Origin of the sequence: Sinorhizobium sp. NFACC03 (genome assembly GCF_900103435.1) — a bacterium.
Lineage (GTDB): Bacteria > Pseudomonadota > Alphaproteobacteria > Rhizobiales > Rhizobiaceae > Ensifer.
In genome coordinates this window covers 92,748-117,988 of record NZ_FMXF01000009.1, presented here as the reverse complement: position 1 = coordinate 117,988, position 25,241 = coordinate 92,748, and the positions used below count along the sequence as shown (strand labels likewise).

Genomic DNA, 25,241 nt, shown 5'->3' with positions numbered 1-25,241 from the left:
GCCGGGCTTTTTTGATGCCTGGTTATTCCTGGGGATCGTATTTTGCCCAGATCGCCTTAGCGCCGATCTTGGCAATCAGCGCAGCGTGAGCCGCATGATCGTCCTCCGACAGCCGGCTCGGCAACGGACGCGGACGCTGGCCGATGACGATCGGCACATCATCGAGATCGATCGACTGCCCCGCCGATTTCGTCGAGACAAGGCCGAGCGCTGCCTGCCGACCACCAATCATCTCGATATAGACTTCGGCGAGCAGTTCGGAGTCGAGAAGAGCGCCGTGCTTCGCGCGGTGCGAATTGTCGATGCCGTAACGACGGCAAAGCGCATCGAGCGAGTTCGGCCCCATCGGGTGCTTGCGGCGAGCAAGCGCCAATGTGTCCGTCACCCGATCGATGGCGATCGGCGGCAGTCCCAGACGCGCGAACTCGGCGTTGACGAAGCCCATGTCGAAGGTGGCGTTGTGGGCGACCCAACGCGCATCACCGAAGAAATCTAGGATCTCATCGACGACATCGGCGAAGGGCGGCTTGTCCTTCAGGAAGTCGTCGCTGATCCCGTGGATGGCGAGCGCATCCGGATGAACCTTGCGGCTGCCGGGATTGATGAAGATATGCAGCGTGCGGCCGGTCGGAAACTGGTTCTCGAGTTCGACACCGCCGATTTCGATCACCCGGTCCTCGCGATTGTCGAGGCCCGTCGTTTCCGTATCGAAGATGATCTCACGCATCCGCGTCTCCGTTTCTGGCTGCGAGTTCGTCGACGACGGCCTTCACCTGGCCGCGGGTGACGTCGAAACTGTCGCTGGTATCGATGATGTAGTCGGCGCGTTTACGCTTTTCGCTGTCCGGCACCTGCCGCGCAAGGATCATTGCGAGTTTTTCCTCTGTCATTCCCGGGCGCTTCAGCGCCCTTTCGCGCTGGAGCTCGGCCGAGCAGGTCACCACGACGACGCGGTCGACCCGTTTTTCCGCTTCCGTTTCAAACAGCAGCGGGATATCCAGGACGACAAAAGGCGCAGCCGTGGCCGCGTACTTTGCAAGGAATTCCTGTTCCTTCTTGCGCACGAGCGGATGTACGATCGCCTCGAGTTCGGACAGCCGTCCCGGCGCCTCCATGAGCTGGCGCGACAGTTCGGCTCGGTCAATCTCGCCGTCTTTCGTCGTTCCGGGAAAAGCCGCTTCAACCGCTGCAACCGCCTCGCCGCGATAAAGTTGGTGCACGACCTCGTCGGCATCGTTCACCGGAACGCCGAAATCACGGAACATCTGGGCCGTCGTCGACTTGCCCATGGCGATCGATCCCGTGAGCCCAAGGACAATCATCAGTGTCTTTCCATGTCATCGATGATGCGTTGTCGAAGCGTGGCGTCGACCGTCGGCCGACAGCCGAACCAGAGCTCGAAGCCGGGCACGGCCTGGTGCAGGAGCATGCCCAAACCGTCGACGATCGCAAAACCTTGCGCCTCTGCCTGCGCAAGGATCGGCGTCTTCAGGGGAACATAGACAATGTCCGTGACGACGGCGCTGGAAGCCATGACGCCGAAATCGAGCGAGGGCGCTTCGCTGCCATCCATGCCTAGTGACGTGGTGTTGATGAACAGGCCGGCACCCGCCATCACGTCTTTGAGCGCGCCCATCGGATGCGCTTCGACCGCCGGACCGAAACGATCGGCGAGTTCCTTCGCCCGCTCGACCGTCCGATTGATGACGTGGATCGTCTTGATGCCGCGATCACGGACGGCCTGAATGATCGCACGGCTGGCGCCGCCTGCGCCGAGGATGACTGCGGTCGACGTCTTGTCCCAGCCAGCCGCCCGCTCATCGAGATTGGCAACGAAGCCGCGGCCATCGGTGTTGGTGGCGTGCACCTCTCCATCCCTGAGCCAAAGCGTGTTGGCGGCGCCGAGCTCCTGGCTCAGCTCATCCGGCCGATCCGCCAGGCGACAGGCGAGCTCCTTGTGCGGGATGGTGACATTGCCGCCGCAGAAGCCGGACGTTCCGTCCTTGAGGCTTTCGATGAAAGCGGAAAAATCTTCCGGCCTGACCTCATACGCGCGATAGCTGCCGGGTAGACCGAGCTCATTCAGCCAATAGCCATGGATCAGAGGCGACCGGGAGTGCTTGATCGGATAGCCGGTGACGAAGGCGTGGTTAACAAATGTTTCACGTGAATCACGCATCGATCGTTCCCAGTTCGCGAAGTTTGGCGAGCAGCGGCAGCATCGGAAGACCGAGGATGGTGAAGTAGTCGCCTTCGATCTTTTCGAAGAGCTGGATCCCCTCGCCCTCCAGCTGATAGGCGCCGACGCTCGAAAGCGCCTTTTCGCCCACACATTGCAAGTGGCGATCGACGAAACTTGCCGTCAGCGGCCGCACGGTCATGTGGGCGGAAGAAACGTGCCGCCAGACAACCTCTTCACCGCGCAAAAGCACGATGGCGCTGTTCAAGCGATGGGTCTTGCCGGACAGCGACAGCAAGTGCCGAGCCGCTTCCGCCATGTCCTTCGGCTTATGATAGACCCGTGCTTCCAGAGACATGGTCTGGTCGGAGCCGATCACCAACGCGTCGCCAAAATGTCGGGCGACGTCGCGCGCCTTTGCCTCTGCCAGCGCGAGCGCTACGGTTTCGGGTGCAGCACCGGCTTCTTCGAGTGGCTTTTCCAGCGCACGTTCATCAATCTTGGCTGCCTTCGCCTCGAAAACGAGGCCGGCATTTTCCAGGAGCGCACGTCGAAACGGGCTTGCCGAGGCCAGGACGAGCGAAGGATTCATCATGCAGGTTCCCGTATTGTTCGATTCGGGTCTAGCGCAGACGCGGACGCAGGGCAACGATTGCCGCCGCGGTTTCCTCGATCGAACGGCGGGTGACGTCGATGACCGGCCAGTTGTTGCGGGCGCAAAGCGACCGGGCATATTTTAGTTCCTCGGTGATCGAGGCCTTGTCCGTATATTGATCGCCGTGAAAACCCTGGGTCGTTCCGAGCACCCGGTGCTGGCGCACCTGCGAGATACGGTCGGCCGTTGCGATCAGGCCGACGACGAGCGGCCTCGTCGCCTCCATCAATCTTTCGGGTAGCGGCACGCCCGGGACGATCGGGATGTTGACCGTCTTGATGCCGCGGTTGGCGAGGTAGATGCTGGTCGGCGTCTTCGACGTCCGGCTGATGCCGACCAGAACGACATCCGCCTCGTCGAAATCGGCGGGCAACTGACCGTCGTCATGGTCCATCGTGAAATTGAGGGCGTCGATGCGGGCGAAGTACTCCGCATCCATCACGTGCTGGGCGCCCGAACGACGGCGCGACGGCGATCCCAGATAGGACTGGAAGAGGTCGATGATCGGATCGAGCACCGAGACGCAAGGGACGCCCATCTCGCGGCAACGCCGATCGATGACATCGGCGAGTTCGCGGTCGACAATCGTATAGAGCACGATGCCGGGCGCACCATCGATGGCGTCGAGGACCTGCAACAACTGTTTGCGGTTGCGGATCAGCGGATAGACATGCTCCAGCGCATGCGAGCTCTGAAACTGAGCGGCGGCGGCGCGTCCGGCGGCAATCAGAGTCTCGCCCGTCGAGTCCGAAATCAGGTGAAGGTGGAAGTAGTTTTTCTTGTTCTCCACGCAATTCTCCTGGTGCTGTTGATAAGCCGGGATGAAAGACAGCTAACGACGGGGCGCCGACCCAGGCAAGTGGAAAACTGCCGACTTATTCACAATTGGCGCTGTCGCGGAAACCGTTTCGGGGCAAATGTGGAAAAGACTCGCGACGATGACAAAGTGTCACGCGTATCAACCGCTTGTCCACAAGCGTGACCAAATCCGTGGTTCCGCTAATCAACTGAATCCAAAGGCCTTTATTCGCCTCTCTACACTGTTTTTCCAGATTGACGAGTCGTTCTCCCATCGCGCGTCGTCCCGATCGGCAACCGTGGACAAGTCAGTGGGTTGTTTTAATCCTTGATACCCACCGACTCTAAGAAATAGAAACCTTCTAAATATCTTTGATTTTATATTGGGAGAGATGATCCGTGACCGAAACGCGCAGAAAGGTTCTGGAGGTTTTGGCAGGGAAGACGGTGTCTCCTCCTCCGATCTGGCTGATGCGCCAGGCAGGCCGTTACCTGCCGGAGTACAGGGCGACACGGGCTACGGCCGGGAGCTTCCTCGATCTCTGTTACACACCCGATCTCGCAGTCGAGGTGACGCTGCAGCCGATCCGTCGATACGCCTTCGATGCTGCCATCCTCTTCTCCGATATCCTGGTCATCCCCGATGCCCTGAAACGCAATGTGCGCTTCGAGGAAGGCCACGGGCCACGAATGGATCCGATTGATGTCGACGGTATTTTGCGCCTGAAGCCGGAGGGCATCGCTGAGCACCTCCAGCCTGTCTTTGAGACGGTATCGCGGTTGCGCGCTGAACTTCCCGCCGAAACGACCCTGCTCGGCTTCTGTGGCGCTCCCTGGACGGTTGCGACCTATATGATCGCGGGACACGGGACGCCGGACCAGGCCCCTGCCCGGCTCTTCGCCTACCGCAACCCGGAAGCCTTCGATCATCTGCTGTCCTTCCTGGCGGATGTCTCGGCCGATTATCTCGTGCGGCAGATCGATGCCGGCGCCGATGCGGTGCAGATCTTCGATTCCTGGGCCGGCGTTCTCGGCGAGGAGGAATTCGCCCGTTACGCGGTCAGGCCGGTGCAGCGCATGATCGCTTCGGTCAGGGCGCAGCGGCCGAATGCAAAGATCATCGCCTTTGCAAAAGGCGCCGGTCAGCTGTTGAAGACCTATCGCCAGGCGACCGACGCCGATGCCATCGGCCTTGACTGGACCGTGCCGCTTTCCTTTGCGAAGGATTTGCAGAAGGAAGGGCCGGTCCAGGGCAATCTCGATCCGATGCGGGTCGTGGCGGGCGGCATGGCGCTCGAGGAAGGCATCGATCGTATTCTCGATGCGCTTGGCCATGGACCGCTGATCTTCAATCTCGGCCATGGCATCACGCCGCAGGCCGATCCGGATCACGTGTCGGCGCTGGTTGCGCGGGTTCGTGGAGCGCAATGATGGCCGAGAAGCAGATCGATCTGGCGCCCGGTAACAGGGCGCGGCTCAGGGCAGCGATCGCGATTGGCGCTTTCGTGGCGCTTCTCGTCGGTCTCTTCGTCTGGCGGCCGGATGATTTCTATCTCTGGATCAAGGCGTTGCATGTCATCGCGGTGATGTCATGGATGGCAGCCCTGCTCTACATGCCGCGCCTTTTCATCTACCACACCGACGCCGCGCCGGGCTCCGCGCAATCGGAAACCTTCAAGATGATGGAGATGCGGCTGCTGAAGGTGATCATGAACCCGGCGATGATGATCTCCTGGGTGCTCGGGCTCTACCTCGCCTGGAGCGTCTATGGCTTCCAGGGCGGGTGGCTGCACGCCAAGCTCCTGTTCGTGGTGCTTTTGACGGCAGTCCACATGCGCTTCAGCCGTGCCGTTCGCGAATTTCAGCGTGACGAAAACAAGCACGATGCGCGCTATTGGCGGCTGATGAACGAGGCTCCGACGCTGCTGATGATTCTCATCGTGATCATGGTCGTGGTGAAGCCGTTCTGAATATAATCGATTCGTGATTTGCAATAGTCGTTTCTAATTTGCGACAGCCCCTTGCAGGGTTTCACGTGAATCGCTATTTTCTGCCATCTCCTCTTCATGGCTTGTGACAAAGACAAGAGCCTGCCTCTTCCAGCCGCAGCTCCCCAACGAATACTCGCCATCTCTCCATTACCCATACCAAACATGGATCCTTCATGGCTGAAATGAAGCTACAAGAACTCAAGAACAAGACGCCGACCGATCTGCTCGCCTTTGCCGAGGAGCTCGAGGTGGAGAACGCCAGCACGATGCGCAAGCAGGAGCTGATGTTCGCGATCCTCAAGATGCTCGCGGCTCAGGATATCGAAATCATCGGCGAAGGCGTTGTTGAAGTGCTGCAGGATGGGTTCGGCTTTCTCCGGTCCGCGAATGCAAACTACCTTCCCGGTCCTGATGATATCTACATCTCGCCTTCCCAGATCCGCCGCTTCTCGCTGAAGACCGGCGACACGGTCGAGGGCCCGATCCGCGGACCGAAAGAAGGCGAGCGCTATTTCGCTCTCCTCAAAGTCAACACCATCAATTTCGACGATCCGGAAAAGATCCGTCACAAGGTTCACTTCGACAACTTGACGCCGCTCTATCCGAACGAGCGCTTCAAGATGGAACTCGAGGTTCCGACGTCGAAAGATCTCTCCGCCCGCGTCATCGACCTGGTGGCGCCGCTCGGCAAAGGCCAGCGCGGTCTGATCGTCGCACCGCCGCGCACCGGTAAGACGGTTCTGTTGCAGAACATCGCGCATTCGATCACTGCCAATCATCCAGAATGTTACCTGATCGTTCTTCTGATCGACGAGCGTCCGGAAGAAGTGACGGACATGCAGCGCTCGGTGAAGGGCGAAGTCGTTTCATCGACCTTCGACGAGCCGGCGACGCGCCACGTCCAGGTCGCCGAAATGGTGATCGAAAAGGCGAAGCGTCTTGTCGAACACGGCCGCGACGTCGTCATCCTGCTCGACTCGATCACCCGCCTCGGCCGCGCCTACAACACGGTCGTTCCGTCATCGGGTAAGGTCCTGACCGGCGGTGTCGATGCCAACGCGCTGCAGCGCCCGAAGCGCTTCTTCGGCGCTGCCCGTAACATCGAAGAGGGTGGCTCGCTGACGATTATCGCGACCGCGCTGATCGATACCGGCAGCCGCATGGACGAAGTCATCTTCGAAGAATTCAAGGGCACCGGCAACTCGGAAATCGTGCTCGACCGCAAGGTCGCCGACAAGCGCATCTTCCCGGCGATGGACATTCTCAAGTCCGGCACGCGTAAGGAGGACCTGCTGGTGCCGCGCCAGGATCTGCAGAAGATCTTCGTGCTCCGCCGCATCCTGGCACCGATGGGCACGACCGACGCGATCGAGTTCCTCATCGACAAGCTCAAGCAGACGAAGAACAATGGCGATTTCTTCGACTCGATGAACACGTAAGACCCGTTCGATATCCGATTTCAAAGACCGGTCGACCTATCGTCGACCGGTCTTTTGTTTTCCCAGAACCTTATCCGGATTCTTCTTCCTCATTGATTCGGCTTCGCAACAATCTCGTTCTCTCCGGGATCTGGGATAGGTGATCGCTCCGGCTGATTCACGTGAAACACACCGACGCTGTGAAACATGAGCGTGGCGGGACCTTGATATTTCGGCGCCGTTTCGGCATAAGCTCCCCGACCCTTTGAGATACCGTTTTCATTCTGCGTGAGCACGCTCCGCGAAGAATAAACAATCGGTCCGGAACTTCGACGATCCCCATTGTTTCGACCAGCGAGGCGCCCTTCCGTCTCCGCGGTCTTTTCAGGTGAGCCAATGACAGCAATGCACACGATATATGCGCTTTCCAGTGGAGCCCTGCCCGCTGGCGTCGCGGTCGTGCGTGTCAGCGGTCAGCACACTGCGGCGGTCCTACGGGAATTGTGCGGCGATGTCCCGTTACCGCGGGCAGCAACGCTCAAAACGATTCGGACACGCAACGGTCTTGTGATCGATAGCGGTCTTGTTCTCTATTTTCACGGACCAGCCTCTTTCACGGGGGAAGACTGCGCCGAGTTTCAGATCCATGGCGGTCGCGCTGCGGTGAACGCCCTGCTCGAAGAGCTCTCCGAGTTCGAAGGTCTACGCCACGCCGAAGCGGGTGAGTTCTCACGACGCGCCTTCCAGAACGGCAAGCTGGATCTTGTGGAAGTCGAGGGTCTCGCCGACCTGATCGTCGCCGAGACCGAGATGCAGCGCCGCCTGGCGATCGAACACTCTGGCGGCGGGCAATCGCAGGTCTATGCGGCTTGGGCGAAACGTCTCACGCACGCGCGGGCGATGATCGAGGCCGAACTCGACTTTGCTGACGAGGACGATGTGCCGAGCTCGGTGAGCGAACGCATCTGGCAGGACATGTCCGTGCTTGCACAGGAGATCGCCGCACACATCGCCGATGCGCCGATTGCCGAGATCATCCGTGATGGGCTGAAGATCGTCATCGCCGGTGAGCCGAACGCCGGAAAGTCCAGCTTGCTCAATGCACTGGCGCAGAGAGATATCGCGATCGTCACGGAAATTGCCGGGACAACGCGTGACGTGCTCTCGGTGGATCTTTCATTAGCCGGATTCTCAGTCAAGCTTTATGACACCGCCGGTCTGCGTGAAACCGAGGAACGTGTCGAGCAAGAGGGCATACGTCGCGCGCGAGAAGTTATCGAGCGAGCAGATTTGATCCTCCTCCTTTCGGAGACGGCGAGCGGCTTTAATTCTCTGTCCGATATCACATCTGACGGCACTGCCGTCTTGCGTGTAGCAACGAAGATAGATCGAGATGATCGGCAATGGTCTCCTGATGAAGCCGATGTTTTGATCTCGACCCGGACGGGTGAAGGCATGGATCGCCTACTGGATGAGATCGCCGCCCATCTCCCCGACCTCAGCGGTCGAACGTCCCTTGCCTTGCCTTCACGTCGCCGTCACGTCGATAGTCTCCGGCAGGCTCTTCGGGCAATCGAAGAGAGCTTGGCGGGGCAACATTACGGCCTGGACATCCGAGCAGAGCAGCTTCGTCTTGCCGGAGACGCGATTGGACGGATTACCGGGCGGGTGGATGTCGAGAACCTTTTGGATGTGATATTTTCCGAATTCTGTATCGGAAAATAGTCTGTGGAAACAACGATACAACGTTTGCGAGTCCTTCGTTGTGTTTCACGTGAAACGATTCGTGCCGGTGCAAAGGTGTGCTGGCTTGGAGATATGAGCAATGACCCAGTATGATGTTATCGTCATTGGCGGTGGACATGCCGGTTGCGAGGCGGCGGCCGCGGCTGCACGTCTCGGCGCCAACACGGCACTGATCACGCACAAGGCGTCGACCATCGGCGTGATGTCCTGCAATCCAGCGATTGGTGGATTGGGCAAGGGCCATCTCGTGCGCGAGATCGATGCCATGGATGGTCTGATGGGTCGGGTCGCCGATGCCGGCGGGATTCAGTTTCGCCTGCTCAACCGTCGCAAGGGCCCGGCTGTCCGCGGTCCGCGCACGCAGGCCGACCGGCGCCTTTATCGCGAAGCCATGCAGCGCGAAATAAGCGGCATTGCCAACCTCACGGTGGTTGAGGGTGACGCCTTCGACTTGATCGAGAGCAATGGCAAGGTCAGCGGTGTCGTCATGAAGGACGGCCGGACGTTTGCATCGACGTCCGTGGTTTTGACGACCGGCACCTTTCTGAAGGGGCTGATCCATATCGGCGACCAGAAGATCCCGGCTGGCCGCGTTGGTGAAGAACCCTCTGTTGGGCTTTCGGCGACACTGCTGCGCTATGGCCTGAAGCTGGGACGTCTGAAGACCGGTACGCCGGCACGCCTGGATGGGCGCACGATCGATTGGGACAGTGTCGGCCGACAAGGTCCCGACGAGGATCCTGTACCGTTCTCCTTCATGACCGACCGCATTCTGAACCGTCAGATTGATTGCGGCGTGACGCGCACGACCGAGGCCACCCACAAGATCATCGCCGACAATATCGGAAAGTCCGCGATGTATTCGGGTCAGATCGAAGGCGTCGGTCCGCGCTATTGCCCGTCGATCGAAGATAAGATCGTGCGTTTTGGCGAGCGCGACGGTCATCAGATCTTCTTGGAGCCGGAAGGCCTCGACGATGACACCATCTATCCGAATGGGATCTCGACCTCATTGCCGGCTGATATCCAGGAGGCGTTCATTCGAACAATTCCGGGATTGGAGAATGTGGCGATCCTGCAGCCCGGCTATGCCATCGAGTATGACCATGTGGATCCGCGCGAGTTGAACGCGACGCTGGCGGTGCGCAAGATGCCCGGCCTGTTCCTGGCAGGGCAGATCAACGGGACGACAGGTTACGAAGAAGCCGGCGCCCAGGGGCTGGTCGCGGGCCTGAATGCGGCGCTGCTGGCGACCGGTCGGCCCGAGGTGATCTTCAGCCGCACCAACTCCTATATCGGCGTCATGATCGACGACCTGACGTCGCGCGGCATTACCGAGCCTTACCGCATGTTTACATCTCGAGCGGAGTATCGTTTGTCGCTGCGCGCTGATAATGCCGATGCGCGACTGACGCCATTGGCGATGGAACTCGGCTGTATTTCAGATGCGCGCCGCGACCGCTTTACCGACTGGCAAGTACAGTTCGATGATGGACGGCAACTGTTGAAGAGCCTCTCGGTGACGCCAGCCGAAGGCAATCGTCATGGCCTGAAGCTGAACCAGGATGGCCAGCGGCGCACCGCCTTTGAAATCCTCTCCTATCTGGATCAATCGATTTCCGCCTTGGTGCCGATCTGGCCGGAGCTGTCGTCGATTGGTTCACGGGTCGTCGAGGCGCTGGAAATTGACGCCGCCTATGCGGTCTATATGGAGAGGCAGGCGGCGGATATTGCAGGCATTCGCCGCGAGGAAAATCTGGTGATCCCTGAAGGCTTTGACTTTGACAGGCTGTCGGGATTGTCCAATGAGTTGAAGCAGAAGCTGAAACAGCATGCCCCGCGCAATCTGTCGCAGGTGATGAAGGTGGATGGCATGACGCCCGCCGCCGCATCGCTGATCCTTGCCTGGCTGAAGCGTCAAAACGGAAGCGCAGAACGCGAAGAAAAGGCAAGTGCACAATGAAAACGAGTCCAATCGATGTGTTGAACGGACTGCGTGTTTCACGTGAAACGAATGAACGCCTGGAGCACTTTGCCCGCCTTTTTCAGAAGTGGGCGAAGTCGATCAATCTCGTAGCGCCTTCGACGATTGAGGATCTATGGCGCCGCCATATCGTTGATAGCTTACAGCTTGTACAGTTGTCGCCGGAGCCAAAGACCTGGGTTGATCTGGGAAGCGGCGGCGGCTTCCCGGGCATCATTACGGCGATCTATCTCTCGGAGTTCGCTGACGGCTGGGTGCATCTCGTCGAAAGCAACAACAAGAAAGCCGCATTCTTGCGAGTCGCCTTGGCCGAAACGGGCGCGCGTGGCTCCGTTCACCCGATTCGAATCGAAGAAGCCGGCAAGGTGATTCCGCACGCCGACGCGGTTTCGGCGCGGGCCTTGGCCGATTTGACGCTCTTGCTCGACTACTCTGCGCCGTGGTTGCTGGCAGATGAGCGCAAAACGGTCGCCTATTTCCACAAAGGGCGGGATTACCAGCGCGAAATCGACAAAGCCATTGGCCGCTATCAGTTCGATCTGGTAAAACATCCAAGCGTCGTCGAGCCGGACTCTGTTGTGCTCGAGATCGCAAATCTATCACGCAAGGTTCAGTGATCGGCGAGCGGAAACATGTTTGGCGCAAGAAATCGGATCATCACAATCGCAAATCAGAAAGGTGGAGTCGGTAAAACGACGACCGCCATCAATCTGGCGACTGCTCTCGCGGCAATCGGCGAACGAGTCCTCATCGTCGATCTCGATCCGCAAGGCAATGCCAGCACCGGTCTGGGTATTCAGCGGCGCGATCGGAACCTCTCATCCTATGAGCTGATGATGGGCTCGCACGGGATCAACGAGATAGCACAGCAAACCGCTGTGCCCAATCTTTCGATTGTGCCTTCGACTATGGATCTTCTCGGCGTCGAGATGGAGATTTCTCAGGAACCGGACCGGGTCTTCCGCCTGCGCAAAGCTTTGGTCAGCCCGGCGGCGATGGAGTACTCCTATGTGCTCGTCGATTGCCCGCCGTCGTTCAATCTCCTGACGATGAATGCCATGGCCGCAGCGCATTCCGTGCTGGTGCCGTTGCAGTGCGAGTTCTTCGCGCTGGAAGGTCTCAGCCAGCTGTTGGAAACTGTGGATCAGGTTCGCCGATCGGTGAATCCGTCGCTGGATATACAGGGTATCGTGCTGACGATGTTCGACTCGCGCAACAATCTCGCCCAGCAGGTCGTCAGTGATGTCCGGACCCATCTTGGCGACAAGGTCTATCACACTCTCATTCCGCGCAATGTTCGCGTTTCCGAGGCGCCGTCCTATGGCAAGCCTGCGATTCTCTATGATCTGAAATGCGCTGGAAGCCAGGCCTATCTGCAGTTGGCATCGGAAGTGATTCAGCGTGAACGCCAGCGCAAGGCTGCATAATCATTTCGGTAGCGTAATTTAAATCGGGTGACGATATGAACGACGATAGCTCGAAGAGACGGCTTGGTCGCGGACTGGCCGCGTTGATCGGCGAGATGGATCAACCGCTGCAGGCAGGTGCTTCCGCCCCTGCCCCGGTCAACCCGGACCGGCGTGTGCCGATTGAGTTCGTGTCGCGCAACCCGCGCAACCCGCGCCGGCAGTTCGACGAAGCCGAACTTCAGGATCTCGCCAATTCGATTCGTCAGCACGGCATCGTTCAGCCTGTTGTCGCTCGCACGATCGGCGCCGACCGCTACGAGATCATCGCCGGCGAACGTCGTTGGCGGGCGGCACAGTTAGCCGGATTCACCGAGATTCCGGTCATTATCCGTGACGTTGACGATCGCACGGCGCTCGAGATCGCGATCGTCGAAAACGTTCAGCGCTCGGATCTCAACCCGCTCGACGAGGCGCTCGGCTATGAGCAGTTGATTGCCGAGCACGGTTATACGCAGAACGATCTCGGCGAAATTATCGGCAAGAGCCGCAGCCACGTCGCCAACAGCCTGAGACTGCTGAAATTGCCGGAACCGGTGCGCGACATGCTGTCGGAAGGCGCGCTGTCTGCCGGGCATGCGCGCGCGCTGATTCCCACGTCGGATCCGGCGGCGCTGGCCCGCACGATCGTCTCCAAGGGGCTTTCGGTGCGTGATGCCGAGCGCATCGCCCAGAACGATATCCGCGCACAGAACGACCCGAATTTCGGCAAGACGGCACGCCGCGACGAGAAGGATGCGGACACGCTGGCGCTTGAACGCACCCTGTCGGACAGCCTTGGCCTCGAGGTGACCGTCAATCACAAGGCTTCCGGCGGCCATCTTCGCATCGCTTACAAGACGCTCGATCAGCTTGAGGAAATCTGCCGGCTGCTCGAGCGCCGCTGAGCGCTTACAAACGGCATTGTGAGAACAATCGAGAGGCGCGCCCTGCAAACAAGGGCGCGCGCCTTAATATATTGATTTCTCTAATCTTTCTGCGCGAATGGACCAGATTCAAAGGGATCGCCTGCAAGGACGTGGATCCATGCGTGTAAAGAGGCAATTCCAGCTAGGAAATGAAGGAAGCAAGCGACCTCAGCCGGCTGAATTCCCCTGGGCCAAACGCATCAACGCCGTGCGGATTGCACCGCGATCGCCATGAGGTTCTGCAAGACCAGGCTTTCTTCGAGGCTGGCGCGGCTGCGGCTTTGGAAGATGGTTGTCTGCAGGCGATTGAGTTCACGGCGTATCGCCGGCGCCGTCCATTGCTTCAGCGCGGCCTCGACGATCGGTTTGCGTCGGAAATGCAGACCACGCCCGAGCGTCGCAATCACTTGCCCTGTTTGTTGACGACTGGCGTCCATCTCGGCGCGCATCACGTCGAGCTGCTGGAACTGTCGCAGACAGGCCTGCAGTACCAGAAACGCCGGGGTCTTCGAGGTCGTGATCTTTTGCATCGCGTGCAGCAGGCCATCGAGATCGCCCTTGAGCACCGCATCGACCGCGTCATCGACGGAAATGGCGCTGGCATCGCCGACGATGTCGAGCACGTCCTCCTCGTCCACGGCCGTCTTCCCACGGCAGTAAAGGGCGAGCTTGCGCAGCTCGTTGCGTGACGCCAGACGGTCGCCGCCGAGAGCGTCCACCAGGCGCGCACGGGCGGCCGGCGTGATTCCCAGCTCCTCGTCGCCAAGTTCCTTATCAATCAAGGCCTGCAGGCCGCGAACGTCATCACTGTAGCAGGCGATACAGGCAACAGAGCGGGCCGTCTCGCCGATCTTGCGAAGGGCGGCACCCTTCTTCAGGTCACCGGCCTCGACGATCACAGAGCTGCCTGAGGGCGGCTCGGCCGCCAAAAGCTGCATCGCGTCGACGAGTGACTTCTCGTTGGCTGCTCCCCGCACCCAGATGAGCTTCTCACCGCCAAACAGGCCGATGGAATTGACCTCGTCCAGCAGCCGGCCGGGCGATTGCGCCAGCTCGCTGACATCGAGCTTCAGGACGGAAAAGGGATCATCCAGCGGCACGCCGCAGCGCGCGGCGAGTGCGGACGCACGCTCGGATACGAGCCCGCGATCGGGCCCGTAGAGAATGAACAGCCGGTAGACCCCGACGGACTTCTGGAGGAAGGAGTCGAATTCGTGCGACTTGACTTCGCTCATCCCGACACCGGACTAGCGACTGAGGGCCGCGGCAACATCAGCCCGGATCAGCTCGGCCAATTCCTTTGCGGCGCGGTTTTCGCCATCGCGCACGGCGCGCACCTTGGCAAATTCCTGGACGGAGAAGTCGACAAGCGCGACCGCCGTGCGGTTGCCAGACTTGATCGTCTCGCCCGTTCCGATCTTCGTCAGGTTGTAGTCCGCCTTGACGACGATGCGTCCGGCGCTTGCCCGATCCACGCGGTCCTTGTTCTGATCATAGAGCACGCCCATGGCGCGGCTCGTGACGTCCAGCGACAGGTGATATTGCGGGTTTACCGGTTCGCCCTGCCCGCCCGCCACAAGGAAGATCAGCGCGTTGCGGACTTCCTGTTCGACGCGCTCGTCGGCATCGGAGATCTCGATCGCCGCCAGCGCCGTCGACGTACCGACAGGATCGGAGTAGAGCGGCCTGACCTGGCAGCCGGCGAGCGCGGTCAGCAAAAGAACACCTGCCAGCACCGGAAACGACCGGATACGGGAGCCAGCTCTATCAGACAACGACATTGACGATCCTCTGGGGCACGACGATGATTTTCTTGGGGCTGCTGCCGTTGAGCGCGGACTTGACGGCATCGAGCGCCAGGACGGCGCTTTCGATCGCACTCTGATCCGCATCGCGGGCGATTGTCAAATCGGCGCGCTTCTTGCCGTTGATCTGCACGGGAAGGGTGATTTCGTTCTCGACGACCAGCGCAGGATTGAACGTCGGCCAGCCGCGCTCCGCGATCAGCCCCTCGCCGCCGATTTCGCGCCAGCATTCCTCGGCGAGGTGCGGCGTCATCGGTGCAATCAGGCTGACCAGGATCGTCGTGGCGTCCTTTACAGCGCTCGCGAGCGCTGCGTCCGCCTTGCCGGCGGCAACCTGTGTCAGCGGTGCGGCAAGCGTGTTCACGAGCTCATAGATCCGCGCCACGGCCTTGTTGAAGGCCAGCTTGTCATAATCCGCCTCGACCGCGCGCAGCGTCTTGTGCGCGGCCTGAGAAACGGCAAGGGCCTCGCCTTCAAGCGCCGGTACGGCTTCGATCCCGCGCAGCTTTTCGGCCGCCTCGCTGATCAAGCGCCATACGCGCTGGACGAAGCGATGTGATCCTTCGACACCGGCTTCGGACCAGATGACGTCACGATCCGGCGGCGAATCGGAGAGAACGAAGAAGCGCGCGGTATCGGCGCCATAGGAAGCGATGATGTCGTCGGGATCGACGACGTTCTTCTTCGACTTCGACATCTTCTCGATCGAGCCGATGGCGATTTCCTCGCCGGTCTCGAGCAGCACGGCGCGGCGGCGTCCGTCGATTTCCTCGATGCGGATCTCGGCCGGGGTCACCCATTCGCGCTGGGCACCCTCGCCACGGCTATAGGTTTCGTGCACGACCATGCCCTGGGTGAAGAGACCCTTGAACGGCTCGTCGAGCGCGACATGACCGGTCGCCTTCATCGCGCGGGTGAAGAAGCGCGAGTAGAGCAGGTGCAGGATCGCGTGCTCGATGCCGCCGATATATTGATCCACCGGCAGCCAATGGTTGGCGACCTTGGGGTCGGTCGGATTGTCTTCCCACGGCGCGGTGAAGCGGGTGAAGTACCAGGACGAATCGACGAAGGTGTCCATCGTGTCCGTCTCGCGCCGGGCATCCTTGCCGCAATGCGGGCAGGCAACGTGGCGCCAGGTCGGGTGACGGTCGAGCGGATTGCCCGGCTTGTCGAAGGTGACGTCCGGCGGCAGAATGACCGGCAGGTCGGCCTTCGGAACCGGCACGACACCGCAGTCATCACAATGGATGACGGGGATCGGGCAGCCCCAATAGCGCTGACGCGAAATGCCCCAGTCGCGCAGGCGGAAGTTCACCTTGCGCTCGGCGCTCGGCGTGCCGTCGAGCGTTTCCTGCTCGAGCTTCGAGGCGACTGTCTCAAATGCCTCTTCCGTCGACAGGCCGTCGAGGAAGCGCGAGTTGATCATCACGCCGTCGCCGATATAGGCCTCGTCGCCGATGGCGAAGGTTGCGGCATCGCCGTCCTTCGGCATAACGACCGGAACAACCGGCAGGTCGTATTTGCGGGCGAAGTCGAGGTCGCGCTGGTCACCGGAGGGGCAGCCGAAGATGGCGCCCGTGCCGTAGTCCATCAGTACGAAATTTGCGACATAAACAGGCAGTTCCCAGCTCGGATCGAGCGGGTGCTTGGCGCGAATGCCGGTATCGATGCCCTTCTTTTCTGCCGTTTCCAGCGCGGCGAGCGAGGTGCCGGCGCGGCGGCACTCCTCGCAGAAGGCATCGACTTCCGGATTGGTCGCCGCCGCCTGCCTAGCCAGCGGATGGTCGGCAGCGATCGCCAGGAAGGAAGCGCCGAAGAGCGTGTCCGGACGGGTCGTGTAGACGGTCAGCTCGGTCGCGTCACCGGGGGTGCCTTCGACCAGCTCCCAACGCAGCGACAGGCCTTCGGAGCGACCGATCCAGTTCTTCTGCATCAGGCGCACCTTCTCGGGCCACTGATCCAGCGTGTCCAGCGCGTCGAGCAGTTCCTGGCTGAAGTCGGTGATGCGGAAGAACCACTGCGTCAGTTCGCGCTGTTCGACCAGCGCGCCCGAGCGCCAGCCGCGGCCGTCGATCACCTGCTCGTTGGCGAGCACGGTGTTGTCGACCGGGTCCCAGTTGACCTTGGACTGCTTGCGGTAAACGAGGCCCTTTTCCAGGAAGTCCAGGAACAGATGCTGCTGGCGCTGGTAGTAGGCGGGGTCACAGGTCGCGAATTCGCGGTTCCAGTCGAGCGACAGGCCCATGACCTTAAGCTGCGCCTTCATCGAAGCGATGTTCTGGTAGGTCCAGCTCGCTGGATGCACACCACGCTCCATGGCGGCGTTCTCGGCCGGCATGCCGAAGGCGTCCCAGCCCATCGGGTGCAGCACGTTGAAGCCGCGGGCACGCTTGTACCGCGCCACCACGTCACCCATGGTGTAGTTGCGCACGTGGCCCATATGGATGCGGCCCGACGGATAGGGGAACATCTCTAGCACGTAGTACTTTTCGCGCGGATCGTCGTTCTCGGTCTGGAAGACCTCGTTCTTTTCCCATTCCTGCTGCCAACGGGGCTCGGCATCACGCGGATTGTATCGTTCGCTAGACATGTCTTTTCGATGTTCCGGAAGTTCTGCGGCGCATAGAGGCGCCTCATGATAGTTGGGGTGACCTTCACCACGAAACCGCCTGACGGTCAAGTTTTTGAAGGGTTTGCCGCGACACTTTGGCGGATTTGCGCCCGTCATGAGGGTGGCGGTCTTGGCAAGCCGATCAACTTTGCCTAATCCGCTCGGTGAGTGGTTTGAGAAATCCGTTTCGGAGCAAAGGTCCATGGAAGTCCAAGAGCGATTGCGGGATGTCGTGAGCCGGATTCAGGCGGCAGAGAAGTCTGCTCATCGTGCCAAGGGTGCCGCCACGCTGGTCGCCGTGTCCAAAACCTTCGACGCCGATGCAATCCGGCCGGTGATTTCCGCAGGCCAGCGGGTCTTCGGCGAAAACCGCGTGCAGGAAGCGCAAGGCAAGTGGCCGGAACTGAAGGCAGAGACATCCGGTCTCGAACTCCACCTGATCGGCCCGTTGCAATCGAATAAGGCGCCCGAGGCGGTTGCTCTGTTCGACGTCATCGAGACCGTCGATCGTGAGAAGATTGCCCGCGCGCTCGCCGCAGAGATGCAGAAGCAGGGCCGGAACCTCAGGCTCTACGTTCAGGTCAACACCGGGCTGGAGCCGCAGAAGGCCGGCATCCCACCGGAGGAAACGGTCGCTTTTGTCGATCTCTGCCGCCAGGAGCTGGGTCTGCAGATCGAGGGGCTGATGTGCATTCCGCCGGTCGAGGAAAATCCCGGCCCGCATTTCGCCCTGCTCGCCAAGCTGGCCGCAGCCTGCAAGCTCGAGAAGCTGTCGATGGGCATGTCCGGCGATTTCGAGACGGCCGTGCAGTTCGGCGCCACCAGCGTCCGCGTCGGTTCGGCCATTTTCGGCGCGCGATAACGCCATTTCGCCGCATTACGCTTTCGTCGGGGTTCCCCTGCCCACCCATTAGCCTATCCTTGTGCACGAGGAGGCCGGACATGTCCGGCAAATGCATAGGGAGGAACGGAAATGGCGAGTCGCTATTCCGAAGTGTACGCCGCCTGGAAGGCGGATCCGCAAGGCTTCTGGTCCGGTGCTGCCGACGCCATCGATTGGTTCGAGCGTCCGCAACGCGCTTTCGATGCCGCGGGCGGTACTTACGGGCACTGGTATGCCGGTGGCTCGACGAACACCTGCTACAACTGTCTCGACCGCCACGTCGAAGCCGGGCGCGGCGAGCAGATCGCCTTCATCTATGACAGTCCGGTCACCGGGCGTGTCGAGCGCATCTCCTATGCGGCATTGCTTGCCGATGTGGCAGCATTGGCTGCCGTCTATCGGAAGCTCGGTGTCGGCAAGGGTGATCGCATCATCATCTACATGCCGATGATCCCGCAGGCGGCGGTTGCCATGCTGGCTGCCGCCCGGATCGGCGCCGTGCATTCGGTGGTCTTCGGCGGTTTTGCCGCCAACGAACTGGCCGTGCGCATCGACGATTGCCAGGCGAAGCTCGTGGTTTCCGCAAGCTGCGGCATCGAACCCGGCCGAACGGTCGCCTATAAGCCGCTGCTCGATGCAGCGCTGGAGATCGCGACCCACAAGCCGGCGCATTGCCTCGTCTTCCAACGGGAAATGGCGGAAGCGGAGATGATGGAGGGGCGCGACATCGATTTCGCATCGGCGCTGGTAGCGGCAAAACAGGCGGGCGAAGAGGTCGGATGCACACCCGTGGCCTCCACCGATCCGCTCTATGTGCTCTACACGTCGGGCACGACCGGCCAGCCCAAGGGCGTGGTGCGCGATAATGGCGGCCACATGGTTGCGCTCAAATGGTCGATGGAAAATTTCTTCGGCGTTCAGCCGGGCGAAGTGTTCTGGGCGGCCTCCGACATTGGCTGGGTCGTCGGCCACTCCTATATCGTCTATGGCCCGCTCCTCAACGGCAGCACCTCGATCCTCTTCGAGGGCAAGCCGGTCGGCACGCCTGACCCCGGAACCTATTGGCGGATCATTGCCGAGCATGGTGTCGTGGTGATGTTCACGGCGCCGACCGCTCTGCGCGCGATCCGCAAGGACGATCCCGACGCGTCCTATGTCGGCCGCTATGACCTGTCGCGCTTCCGCGCGCTGTTCCTTGCCGGCGAGCGGGCGGATCCGGATACGATCCGCTGGGCGGAGAAGGCGCTTGGGGTTCCGGTGATCGATCACTGGTGGCAGACGGAGACCGGGTGGCCGGTGGCCGGCAATCCCATGGGTCTCGGCCTGCTGCCGGTCAAGTACGGTTCTCCGGCGGTCCCACTGCCGGGATATGATGTCCAAATTCTCGACGATGCCGGACATTCGGTCGGCCCGGGCACGCTCGGCAATGTCGTCGTAAAACTGCCGCTGCCGCCCGGCTGCCTGCCGACGCTTTGGAATGCCGACCATCGTTTCCGCGCGGCCTATCTCGAAGAATTCCCCGGTTACTACAAGACCGCCGATGCCGGCTATCTCGACGAGGATGGCTATATCTTCATCATGGCGCGCACCGACGACATCATCAACGTCGCCGGTCACCGGCTCTCGACCGGGGCGATGGAGGAGGTCTGCGCCAGCCATCCTGATGTCGCCGAATGCGCCGTCATCGGGATAGCCGATGATTTGAAGGGTCAGGTGCCAGCGGGCTTCCTCGTCATCAATTCCAATGTTTCCCGTGAAACGTCGGAGATCGAACGCGAAGTGATCAGCCTCGTGCGCGAGCGCATCGGGCCGGTGGCGGCCTTCCGCATGGCGATTTGCGTCAAGCGACTGCCGAAGACGCGGTCGGGCAAGATCCTGCGGGCTACGATCCAGAAAATTGCCGATCGCCAACCCTGGAAAATGCCGGCGACGATCGACGACCCGGTTATCCTGGACGAGATCACGTTGGCGCTGCATGGCCGGGGAATCGGCATCTAGCGACTTCCTGAGCCGGCTTATGATGTGAGCGCCACGGCGCTTGCATCAAGACCTGACGACGGTCGCGAACCAGTCGCTGAACACTGACACTGCCTTTGAGCGCGCGGTCTTGGTAATGAGAAAGTAGCTCTCGTCTTCGAGAGTGGCGATATCGGAGAGGATCACGAGGTCGCCGCTTTCGATTTCGCGCCGGAAGACCTCGACCGGACAAAGGGCCACGCCATGGCCGGCAATGACGGCCGTGGCGAGCAGGTTGAAGTCCTGGAAGATGGGACCTCGCAGGCTTTGTCCCGTCGTCACCCCTGCCCTGGCGAACCAATCGCGCCACCGCGAGGTTGTCTCGTCGTGCAGCAGATCGGCGGAAGCGATCGCCTGCACTGCCCTCAACTCACCTTTCCGTTCGATGTAACGGGGGCTCGCAACTGGCCGATTGATTCGCGAAAACAGCCGGTCTGACCGCGTCCCTTCGCTCGTATCGGCGCCGAGAGTGATGAGGATATCGCAGCCGGTTTCGCGCAATTGCTGTTCGGCCATGGCGTAGACGACCTTGACGTCGACCTCGGGATGACGGCCGAGAAATTCACCGAGTGCCGGTATCAGCCAGCGGGTGGCGATCGAGGGAATACAGGCGACGCTCACTTGCGCCTTGGCATTCAATCGCAGCAACTCCGTTTCCGCGGCGATGCGCTCGAACGCCGATGTCAGCGCCGTTGCTAGGCTTTCAGCCTCCGCTGCTAGCCGCACTCCACGTTTCTCCCGCACGAAGAGCGGGCGGCCAAACCACTCTTCCAGCAAGCGGATCTGGTGGCTGACGGCCGCATGCGTCACATGCAGTTCGTCGCCGGCGCGGGAGAAACTTGCCAAACGCGCTGCGGCTTCGAAGGCGCGCAGCATGCCGAGTGGTGGCAGCATCATCTGTAAATTTTCCTCATCAATTCCGTGAGGAATCGTCGTTTGATTGGCTTCCTATGTCAACGGATACTGAGCTCATCGTGGAAAGGGCGGAAGAATCCCGTCCGAAAACATTAGAAATCCTTACAGATGGAGAGACCCATGTTCGTGCGCAGCCTGCAGCAGATCGAAGCAACCGATCATTTCGTCGAATGGGGCAGCGGCACCAGTCATCGGCTGCTTACCGAAAGGGATGGCATGGGCTTCACCGTATGCCACACGGTGGTGCGCGCCGGCACGGTATCGCTGCTCGAATACCGCAACCATCTGGAGGCCTGCTACTGCATCGCCGGCCACGGTGAGGTCGAGGACATGCAGGGCAAGATCTTCCCGATCAACAAGGGCGATATCTACGTGCTGGACCAGCACGACAAACACTATCTGCGCGGCGGCAAGGACGAAGATCTGATCCTCGTCAGCATCTTCAATCCGCCGCTTAAAGGGACCGAGCGCCACAACCTCAACGATCCATCCGGTTCGGCCTATTGAACGTATTGAACACTGGCCAACAAAAAAGCCCGGATCGACGATCCGGGCTTTTTTCATTGAGCTGGACGGCGATCAATAGTGATCGTCTTCGTCCTCGTCCTTGCGGTCCGACTTCAGCGACTTGAGCTTGGCGAAGACGGCATCGGCGTCAATTTCCTTCTCTTCCTCGCGCTCGTAGTTGAAGCCCAGCTTTTCGGTCTCCTGAGCCGATTCCAGCGTCTGGCCGAGTTCGGCAGCCGTCGGCAGCGGACGGCCCTTGGAGGCGCGTTCGACTTCGAGGTCGAGGTCGATCTGCGAGCAGAGGCCGAGTGTCACCGGATCCATCGGCGTCAGGTTGGCGGAATTCCAGTGGGTGCGCTCGCGGATCTGCTCGATCGTCGACTTGGTGGTGCCGACGAGGCGCGAAATCTGTGCATCCTTCAACTCGGGATGGTTGCGAACCAGCCAGAGAATGGCGTTGGGGCGATCCTGGCGCTTGGAGACCGGGGTGTAGCGCGGACCTTTACGCTTCGAGTCAGGAACGCGGACCTTCGGCTCGGAAAGCTTCAGCTTGTGGTTGGGGTTTCCTTCTGCGCGAGCGATCTCGTCACGCGAAAGCTGGCCCGTGGCAATCGGGTCGAGGCCCTTGATGCCCTGCGCGGATTCACCGTCGGCGATCGCCTTTACTTCAAGCGGGTGCAGCTTGCAAAACTGCGCGATCTGGTCGAAGGACAGCGCGGTATTGTCAACGAGCCAGACGGCTGTTGCCTTGGGCATAAGCAGTTGCTGAGCCATGGATATAGTCCTTTTGTCCGCCGCGCCGGTGTCGCGGGCCGTGGAGTCTACCACTGATTTCCGGGAAATGTGGGCCTCTATACCGTCCTTGTCTCAAAATTGCAATTCTTCAGTTCCAAATGTCCTTTTGTCTAATTGCGGCAGCCATTTGACCTGCTATGTATGTCCGCGAAACGGGCTGGCCCTGGGAGTGGCGAGCCGCACTAGGAATGCGTAGGGAGGAAAATATGTCCGCCAAAATCTATCCGGTGTTGAAGTCTGCCAAGAGCCGGACGTTGCTCGACAACGCCACTTACCTGAAGTGGTACGAGGAGAGTGTTTCGGACCCGGCAAAGTTCTGGGGCAAACACGGCAAACGGATCGATTGGTTCAAGCCCTATACCAAGGTCAAGAACACCTCCTTCAAGGGCAAGGTTTCGATCAAGTGGTATGAAGACGGCCTCACCAACGTCTCCTACAACTGTATCGACCGCCACCTGAAGACGCATGGCGAGAAGACGGCAATCATCTGGGAAGGTGACAACCCCTATATCGACAAGAAGATCACCTACAACCAGCTCTACGAGCAGGTTTGTCGCCTCGCCAACGTGCTGAAGAAGCACGGCGTCAAAAAGGGCGACCGCGTCACCATCTACATGCCGATGATCCCGGAAGCGGCCTATGCGATGCTTGCCTGCGCCCGCATCGGTGCCATCCATTCGGTCGTCTTCGGCGGTTTCTCGCCGGATGCGCTTGCCGGCCGTATCGTCGACTGCGAATCCACCTTCGTCATTACCTGCGATGAGGGCGTGCGCGGCGGCAAGCCGGTACCGCTCAAGGAAAACACCGACACCGCGATCGACATCGCGGCTAAGCAGCATGTCATCGTCAACAAGGTGCTCGTGGTCCGCCGCACCGGCGGCAAGACCGCCTGGGCGCCTGGCCGCGACCTCTGGTATCACCAGGAAATCGCCACGGTGAAGCCGCATTGCGAGCCGGCGAAGATGAAGGCGGAAGATCCGTTGTTCATCCTCTATACCTCGGGTTCGACCGGCAAGCCGAAGGGCGTGCTGCACACGACCGGCGGTTACCTCGTCTATGCGTCGATGACGCATGAATATGTCTTCGACTACCGCGACGGCGAAGTCTACTGGTGCACGGCCGACGTCGGCTGGGTCACCGGCCACTCCTATATCGTCTACGGCCCGCTGGCGAATGCGGCGACGACCGTAATGTTCGAAGGTGTCCCGAATTTCCCGGATGCCGGGCGCTTCTGGGAAGTGGTCGAAAAGCACAAGGTCAACGTCTTCTACACGGCGCCGACGGCGATCCGGTCGCTGATGGGTGCCGGTGACGACTTCGTCAAGCGCTCGTCGCGCTCGTCGCTCCGCCTGCTCGGCTCGGTCGGCGAGCCGATCAACCCGGAAGCCTGGGAGTGGTACTACAACGTCGTCGGCGAGCAGAAGTCGCCGATCGTCGATACCTGGTGGCAGACGGAGACCGGTGGCATCCTGATCACGCCGCTGCCGGGCGCAACCGATCTGAAGCCCGGTTCCGCCACCCGGCCGTTCTTCGGCGTGCAGCCGCAGCTGGTCGACAATGAAGGAAACGTACTTGAGGGTGCTGCTGACGGCAACCTCTGCATCACCGACAGCTGGCCCGGCCAGATGCGCACGATCTACGGCGACCACGCGCGCTTCGGCCAGACCTACTTCGCCACCTACAAGGGCAAGTATTTCACCGGTGACGGCTGCCGTCGCGATGAGGACGGCTATTACTGGATCACCGGTCGCGTCGACGACGTTCTCAATGTTTCCGGCCACCGTCTCGGAACGGCAGAAGTCGAATCGGCGCTGGTATCGCATCACCTCGTCTCGGAAGCCGCCGTCGTCGGCTATCCGCATCCGATCAAGGGCCAGGGCATCTATTGCTATGTCTCGCTGATGGCGGGCGAGATCGGCAATGACGATCTTCGCGCGGCCTTGGTGAAGCACGTCCGTTCGGAAATCGGACCGATCGCCACGCCGGACAAGATCCAGTTCGCGCCCGGCCTGCCGAAGACCCGCTCGGGCAAGATCATGCGCCGCATCCTGCGCAAGATCGCCGAAGACGATTTTGGTGCGCTCGGCGATACCTCGACGCTCGCCGATCCGGCCGTCGTCGACGACCTGATTGCCAACCGTCAGAACAAGGCCTGACCTTTTCGGCCACTGCGCATCTCTTGGGTGCGCAGTGGCCGTTTCCACTGAAACAAATAAGCTTCGCTGTGATCGCTGTGAACTAAGACGTCCCTATGCGCATCCGTTTGGACACGCCGCAACTTAGTGAGCCGGATTCAGTTCGCAGCTAAGGGGTCGGCGGCTTGCCGCCTCAAGCTTAGAAGTCGATCGCCCGACCCTTGATCTCCCAGTCGCCGTAGCGGGCAGGATCTTCACCGCCGCGTCCGCCGATCTCTGGTGGCAATTCCTTCTTCTCTTCCGCCTGACGCCGCTCTTCGGCTTCCTTCAGCGCGCGCATGGCTGCGGGCGGCAGTGGCCGTTTCGGGCGATCGGGAGCGTTGTCATTGTCGTTCTGCATCTGAACGGTATCCGGATTCGAGCATCAAT

23 protein-coding genes are annotated in these 25,241 nt (G+C 60.6%); 12 read left to right on the top strand and 11 right to left on the bottom strand.

Going from position 1 to position 25,241, the window contains the following annotated elements; all coding sequences use genetic code 11:
• Window positions 1–22 precede the first annotated feature (22 nt).
• The 5 genes from dnaQ to BLU35_RS14205 are packed head-to-tail and all read right to left on the bottom strand — an operon-like array spanning window position 23 to window position 3,624.
• Window positions 23–727, bottom strand: coding sequence for a DNA polymerase III subunit epsilon (gene dnaQ, locus BLU35_RS14225; RefSeq protein WP_093233482.1), 705 nt, complete (start codon window positions 725–727; stop codon window positions 23–25).
• Window positions 720–1,322 (bottom strand): dephospho-CoA kinase, encoded by a 603-nt coding sequence (gene coaE / locus BLU35_RS14220; RefSeq protein ID WP_057252023.1) that lies wholly within the window; start codon window positions 1,320–1,322, stop codon window positions 720–722. The genes dnaQ and coaE overlap by 8 nt, the downstream gene beginning before the upstream one ends.
• Window positions 1,322–2,179: a shikimate dehydrogenase gene (locus tag BLU35_RS14215; RefSeq protein ID WP_093233481.1), complete on the bottom strand. Its 858-nt coding sequence runs from the start codon at window positions 2,177–2,179 to the stop codon at window positions 1,322–1,324. The genes coaE and BLU35_RS14215 overlap by 1 nt, the downstream gene beginning before the upstream one ends.
• Window positions 2,172–2,771, bottom strand: coding sequence for a Maf-like protein (locus tag BLU35_RS14210; RefSeq protein WP_093233512.1), 600 nt, complete (start codon window positions 2,769–2,771; stop codon window positions 2,172–2,174). Before BLU35_RS14210 ends, BLU35_RS14215 begins: the two co-directional genes overlap by 8 nt.
• A 31-nt stretch (window positions 2,772–2,802) precedes the next feature.
• The gene (locus BLU35_RS14205) at window positions 2,803–3,624 is read right to left on the bottom strand and encodes a pyruvate, water dikinase regulatory protein (RefSeq protein ID WP_058321621.1); all 822 of its coding nucleotides are present in this window, start codon (window positions 3,622–3,624) and stop codon (window positions 2,803–2,805) included.
• A gap of 407 nt (window positions 3,625–4,031) precedes the next feature.
• On the opposite strand from BLU35_RS14205, the gene hemE reads away from it, so the two are divergent.
• The 8 genes from hemE to BLU35_RS14165 all read left to right on the top strand — a co-directional run bounded on the left by hemE (window position 4,032) and on the right by BLU35_RS14165 (window position 13,124).
• On the top strand, window positions 4,032–5,063 hold the full coding sequence (gene hemE, locus BLU35_RS14200; RefSeq protein ID WP_093233480.1) for a uroporphyrinogen decarboxylase: 1,032 nt from the start codon (window positions 4,032–4,034) through the stop codon (window positions 5,061–5,063).
• Window positions 5,060–5,602 (top strand): protoporphyrinogen oxidase HemJ, encoded by a 543-nt coding sequence (gene hemJ, locus BLU35_RS14195; RefSeq protein ID WP_093233479.1) that lies wholly within the window; start codon window positions 5,060–5,062, stop codon window positions 5,600–5,602. The genes hemE and hemJ overlap by 4 nt, the downstream gene beginning before the upstream one ends.
• 194 nt (window positions 5,603–5,796) lie before the next feature.
• Entirely contained in the window at window positions 5,797–7,062 is a 1,266-nt protein-coding gene (gene rho, locus BLU35_RS14190) for a transcription termination factor Rho (protein WP_093233478.1), read from the top strand.
• A 375-nt stretch (window positions 7,063–7,437) separates the two neighbouring features.
• A complete protein-coding gene (gene mnmE / locus BLU35_RS14185; protein ID WP_093233477.1) occupies window positions 7,438–8,766 on the top strand; it encodes a tRNA uridine-5-carboxymethylaminomethyl(34) synthesis GTPase MnmE in 1,329 nt (442 codons plus the stop codon).
• 100 nt (window positions 8,767–8,866) lie between these two features.
• Window positions 8,867–10,750: a tRNA uridine-5-carboxymethylaminomethyl(34) synthesis enzyme MnmG gene (gene mnmG, locus BLU35_RS14180; protein ID WP_093233476.1), complete on the top strand. Its 1,884-nt coding sequence runs from the start codon at window positions 8,867–8,869 to the stop codon at window positions 10,748–10,750.
• Window positions 10,747–11,388: a 16S rRNA (guanine(527)-N(7))-methyltransferase RsmG gene (gene rsmG, locus BLU35_RS14175; protein WP_058321626.1), complete on the top strand. Its 642-nt coding sequence runs from the start codon at window positions 10,747–10,749 to the stop codon at window positions 11,386–11,388. The genes mnmG and rsmG overlap by 4 nt, the downstream gene beginning before the upstream one ends.
• A 15-nt stretch (window positions 11,389–11,403) precedes the next feature.
• Window positions 11,404–12,198 carry a ParA family protein gene (locus tag BLU35_RS14170; protein ID WP_057252015.1) on the top strand — a complete coding sequence of 265 codons (795 nt, stop codon included), beginning with the start codon at window positions 11,404–11,406 and terminating at the stop codon, window positions 12,196–12,198.
• A 35-nt stretch (window positions 12,199–12,233) separates the two neighbouring features.
• Entirely contained in the window at window positions 12,234–13,124 is an 891-nt protein-coding gene (locus BLU35_RS14165; protein WP_057252014.1) for a ParB/RepB/Spo0J family partition protein, read from the top strand.
• Window positions 13,125–13,345: 221 nt separating this feature from the next.
• On the opposite strand, the gene holA is transcribed toward BLU35_RS14165, so the two are convergent.
• Genes holA through leuS form a run of 3 tightly spaced genes read right to left on the bottom strand, consistent with a single transcriptional unit; the run spans window position 13,346 to window position 17,540 of the window.
• On the bottom strand, window positions 13,346–14,380 hold the full coding sequence (gene holA, locus BLU35_RS14160) for a DNA polymerase III subunit delta (protein WP_093233475.1): 1,035 nt from the start codon (window positions 14,378–14,380) through the stop codon (window positions 13,346–13,348).
• 12 nt (window positions 14,381–14,392) lie between these two features.
• Window positions 14,393–14,926 (bottom strand): LPS assembly lipoprotein LptE, encoded by a 534-nt coding sequence (lptE, locus tag BLU35_RS14155; protein WP_057252012.1) that lies wholly within the window; start codon window positions 14,924–14,926, stop codon window positions 14,393–14,395.
• Window positions 14,913–17,540, bottom strand: coding sequence for a leucine--tRNA ligase (gene leuS / locus BLU35_RS14150; protein WP_093233474.1), 2,628 nt, complete (start codon window positions 17,538–17,540; stop codon window positions 14,913–14,915). The genes lptE and leuS overlap by 14 nt, the downstream gene beginning before the upstream one ends.
• Window positions 17,541–17,763: 223 nt before the next feature.
• On the opposite strand from leuS, the gene BLU35_RS14145 reads away from it, so the two are divergent.
• Both BLU35_RS14145 and BLU35_RS14140 read left to right on the top strand, forming a co-directional pair.
• Complete coding sequence (locus tag BLU35_RS14145; RefSeq protein WP_093233473.1) at window positions 17,764–18,423, top strand: YggS family pyridoxal phosphate-dependent enzyme; 660 nt, start codon at window positions 17,764–17,766, stop codon at window positions 18,421–18,423.
• Window positions 18,424–18,534: 111 nt separating this feature from the next.
• Window positions 18,535–20,442 (top strand): AMP-binding protein, encoded by a 1,908-nt coding sequence (locus BLU35_RS14140; RefSeq protein WP_093233472.1) that lies wholly within the window; start codon window positions 18,535–18,537, stop codon window positions 20,440–20,442.
• Between the two features lie 45 nt (window positions 20,443–20,487).
• Here the strand turns inward: BLU35_RS14140 and BLU35_RS14135 are convergent, their stop codons facing one another.
• Window positions 20,488–21,357: a LysR substrate-binding domain-containing protein gene (locus tag BLU35_RS14135; RefSeq protein ID WP_375374154.1), complete on the bottom strand. Its 870-nt coding sequence runs from the start codon at window positions 21,355–21,357 to the stop codon at window positions 20,488–20,490.
• A 138-nt stretch (window positions 21,358–21,495) separates the two neighbouring features.
• Here BLU35_RS14135 and BLU35_RS14130 point away from each other — a divergent pair, with 138 nt between their 5' ends.
• Window positions 21,496–21,882: an ectoine synthase gene (locus BLU35_RS14130; RefSeq protein WP_093233471.1), complete on the top strand. Its 387-nt coding sequence runs from the start codon at window positions 21,496–21,498 to the stop codon at window positions 21,880–21,882.
• A gap of 72 nt (window positions 21,883–21,954) precedes the next feature.
• Here BLU35_RS14130 and BLU35_RS14125 read toward each other — a convergent pair whose 3' ends face one another.
• A complete protein-coding gene (locus BLU35_RS14125; protein WP_093233470.1) occupies window positions 21,955–22,656 on the bottom strand; it encodes a DUF1013 domain-containing protein in 702 nt (233 codons plus the stop codon).
• A 227-nt stretch (window positions 22,657–22,883) separates the two neighbouring features.
• Here BLU35_RS14125 and acs point away from each other — a divergent pair, with 227 nt between their 5' ends.
• Window positions 22,884–24,833: an acetate--CoA ligase gene (gene acs, locus BLU35_RS14120; protein ID WP_057252006.1), complete on the top strand. Its 1,950-nt coding sequence runs from the start codon at window positions 22,884–22,886 to the stop codon at window positions 24,831–24,833.
• Between the two features lie 178 nt (window positions 24,834–25,011).
• Here acs and BLU35_RS14115 read toward each other — a convergent pair whose 3' ends face one another.
• Window positions 25,012–25,212 (bottom strand): DUF1674 domain-containing protein, encoded by a 201-nt coding sequence (locus BLU35_RS14115; protein ID WP_057252005.1) that lies wholly within the window; start codon window positions 25,210–25,212, stop codon window positions 25,012–25,014.
• Between the last annotated feature and the right edge of the window lie 29 nt (window positions 25,213–25,241).

Excerpts from the sequence above, each read along its gene's own strand:
- rho (WP_093233478.1), top strand. The coding sequence starts at position 5,797 with ATGGCTGAAATGAAGCTACAAGAACTCAAGAACAAGACGCCGACCGAT.
- BLU35_RS14135 (WP_375374154.1), bottom strand. The coding sequence starts at position 21,357 with ATGATGCTGCCACCACTCGGCATGCTGCGCGCCTTCGAAGCCGCAGCG.
- lptE (WP_057252012.1), bottom strand. The coding sequence starts at position 14,926 with ATGTCGTTGTCTGATAGAGCTGGCTCCCGTATCCGGTCGTTTCCGGTG.
- BLU35_RS14170 (WP_057252015.1), top strand. The coding sequence starts at position 11,404 with ATGTTTGGCGCAAGAAATCGGATCATCACAATCGCAAATCAGAAAGGT.
- BLU35_RS14210 (WP_093233512.1), bottom strand. The coding sequence starts at position 2,771 with ATGAATCCTTCGCTCGTCCTGGCCTCGGCAAGCCCGTTTCGACGTGCG.
- BLU35_RS14125 (WP_093233470.1), bottom strand. The coding sequence starts at position 22,656 with ATGGCTCAGCAACTGCTTATGCCCAAGGCAACAGCCGTCTGGCTCGTT.
- hemJ (WP_093233479.1), top strand. The coding sequence starts at position 5,060 with ATGATGGCCGAGAAGCAGATCGATCTGGCGCCCGGTAACAGGGCGCGG.
- mnmE (WP_093233477.1), top strand. The coding sequence starts at position 7,438 with ATGACAGCAATGCACACGATATATGCGCTTTCCAGTGGAGCCCTGCCC.
- dnaQ (WP_093233482.1), bottom strand. The coding sequence starts at position 727 with ATGCGTGAGATCATCTTCGATACGGAAACGACGGGCCTCGACAATCGC.
- acs (WP_057252006.1), top strand. The coding sequence starts at position 22,884 with ATGTCCGCCAAAATCTATCCGGTGTTGAAGTCTGCCAAGAGCCGGACG.
- mnmG (WP_093233476.1), top strand. The coding sequence starts at position 8,867 with ATGACCCAGTATGATGTTATCGTCATTGGCGGTGGACATGCCGGTTGC.
- coaE (WP_057252023.1), bottom strand. The coding sequence starts at position 1,322 with ATGATTGTCCTTGGGCTCACGGGATCGATCGCCATGGGCAAGTCGACG.
- BLU35_RS14165 (WP_057252014.1), top strand. The coding sequence starts at position 12,234 with ATGAACGACGATAGCTCGAAGAGACGGCTTGGTCGCGGACTGGCCGCG.
- holA (WP_093233475.1), bottom strand. The coding sequence starts at position 14,380 with ATGAGCGAAGTCAAGTCGCACGAATTCGACTCCTTCCTCCAGAAGTCC.
- BLU35_RS14140 (WP_093233472.1), top strand. The coding sequence starts at position 18,535 with ATGGCGAGTCGCTATTCCGAAGTGTACGCCGCCTGGAAGGCGGATCCG.
- rsmG (WP_058321626.1), top strand. The coding sequence starts at position 10,747 with ATGAAAACGAGTCCAATCGATGTGTTGAACGGACTGCGTGTTTCACGT.
- BLU35_RS14145 (WP_093233473.1), top strand. The coding sequence starts at position 17,764 with ATGGAAGTCCAAGAGCGATTGCGGGATGTCGTGAGCCGGATTCAGGCG.
- BLU35_RS14215 (WP_093233481.1), bottom strand. The coding sequence starts at position 2,179 with ATGCGTGATTCACGTGAAACATTTGTTAACCACGCCTTCGTCACCGGC.
- leuS (WP_093233474.1), bottom strand. The coding sequence starts at position 17,540 with ATGTCTAGCGAACGATACAATCCGCGTGATGCCGAGCCCCGTTGGCAG.
- BLU35_RS14130 (WP_093233471.1), top strand. The coding sequence starts at position 21,496 with ATGTTCGTGCGCAGCCTGCAGCAGATCGAAGCAACCGATCATTTCGTC.
- BLU35_RS14115 (WP_057252005.1), bottom strand. The coding sequence starts at position 25,212 with ATGCAGAACGACAATGACAACGCTCCCGATCGCCCGAAACGGCCACTG.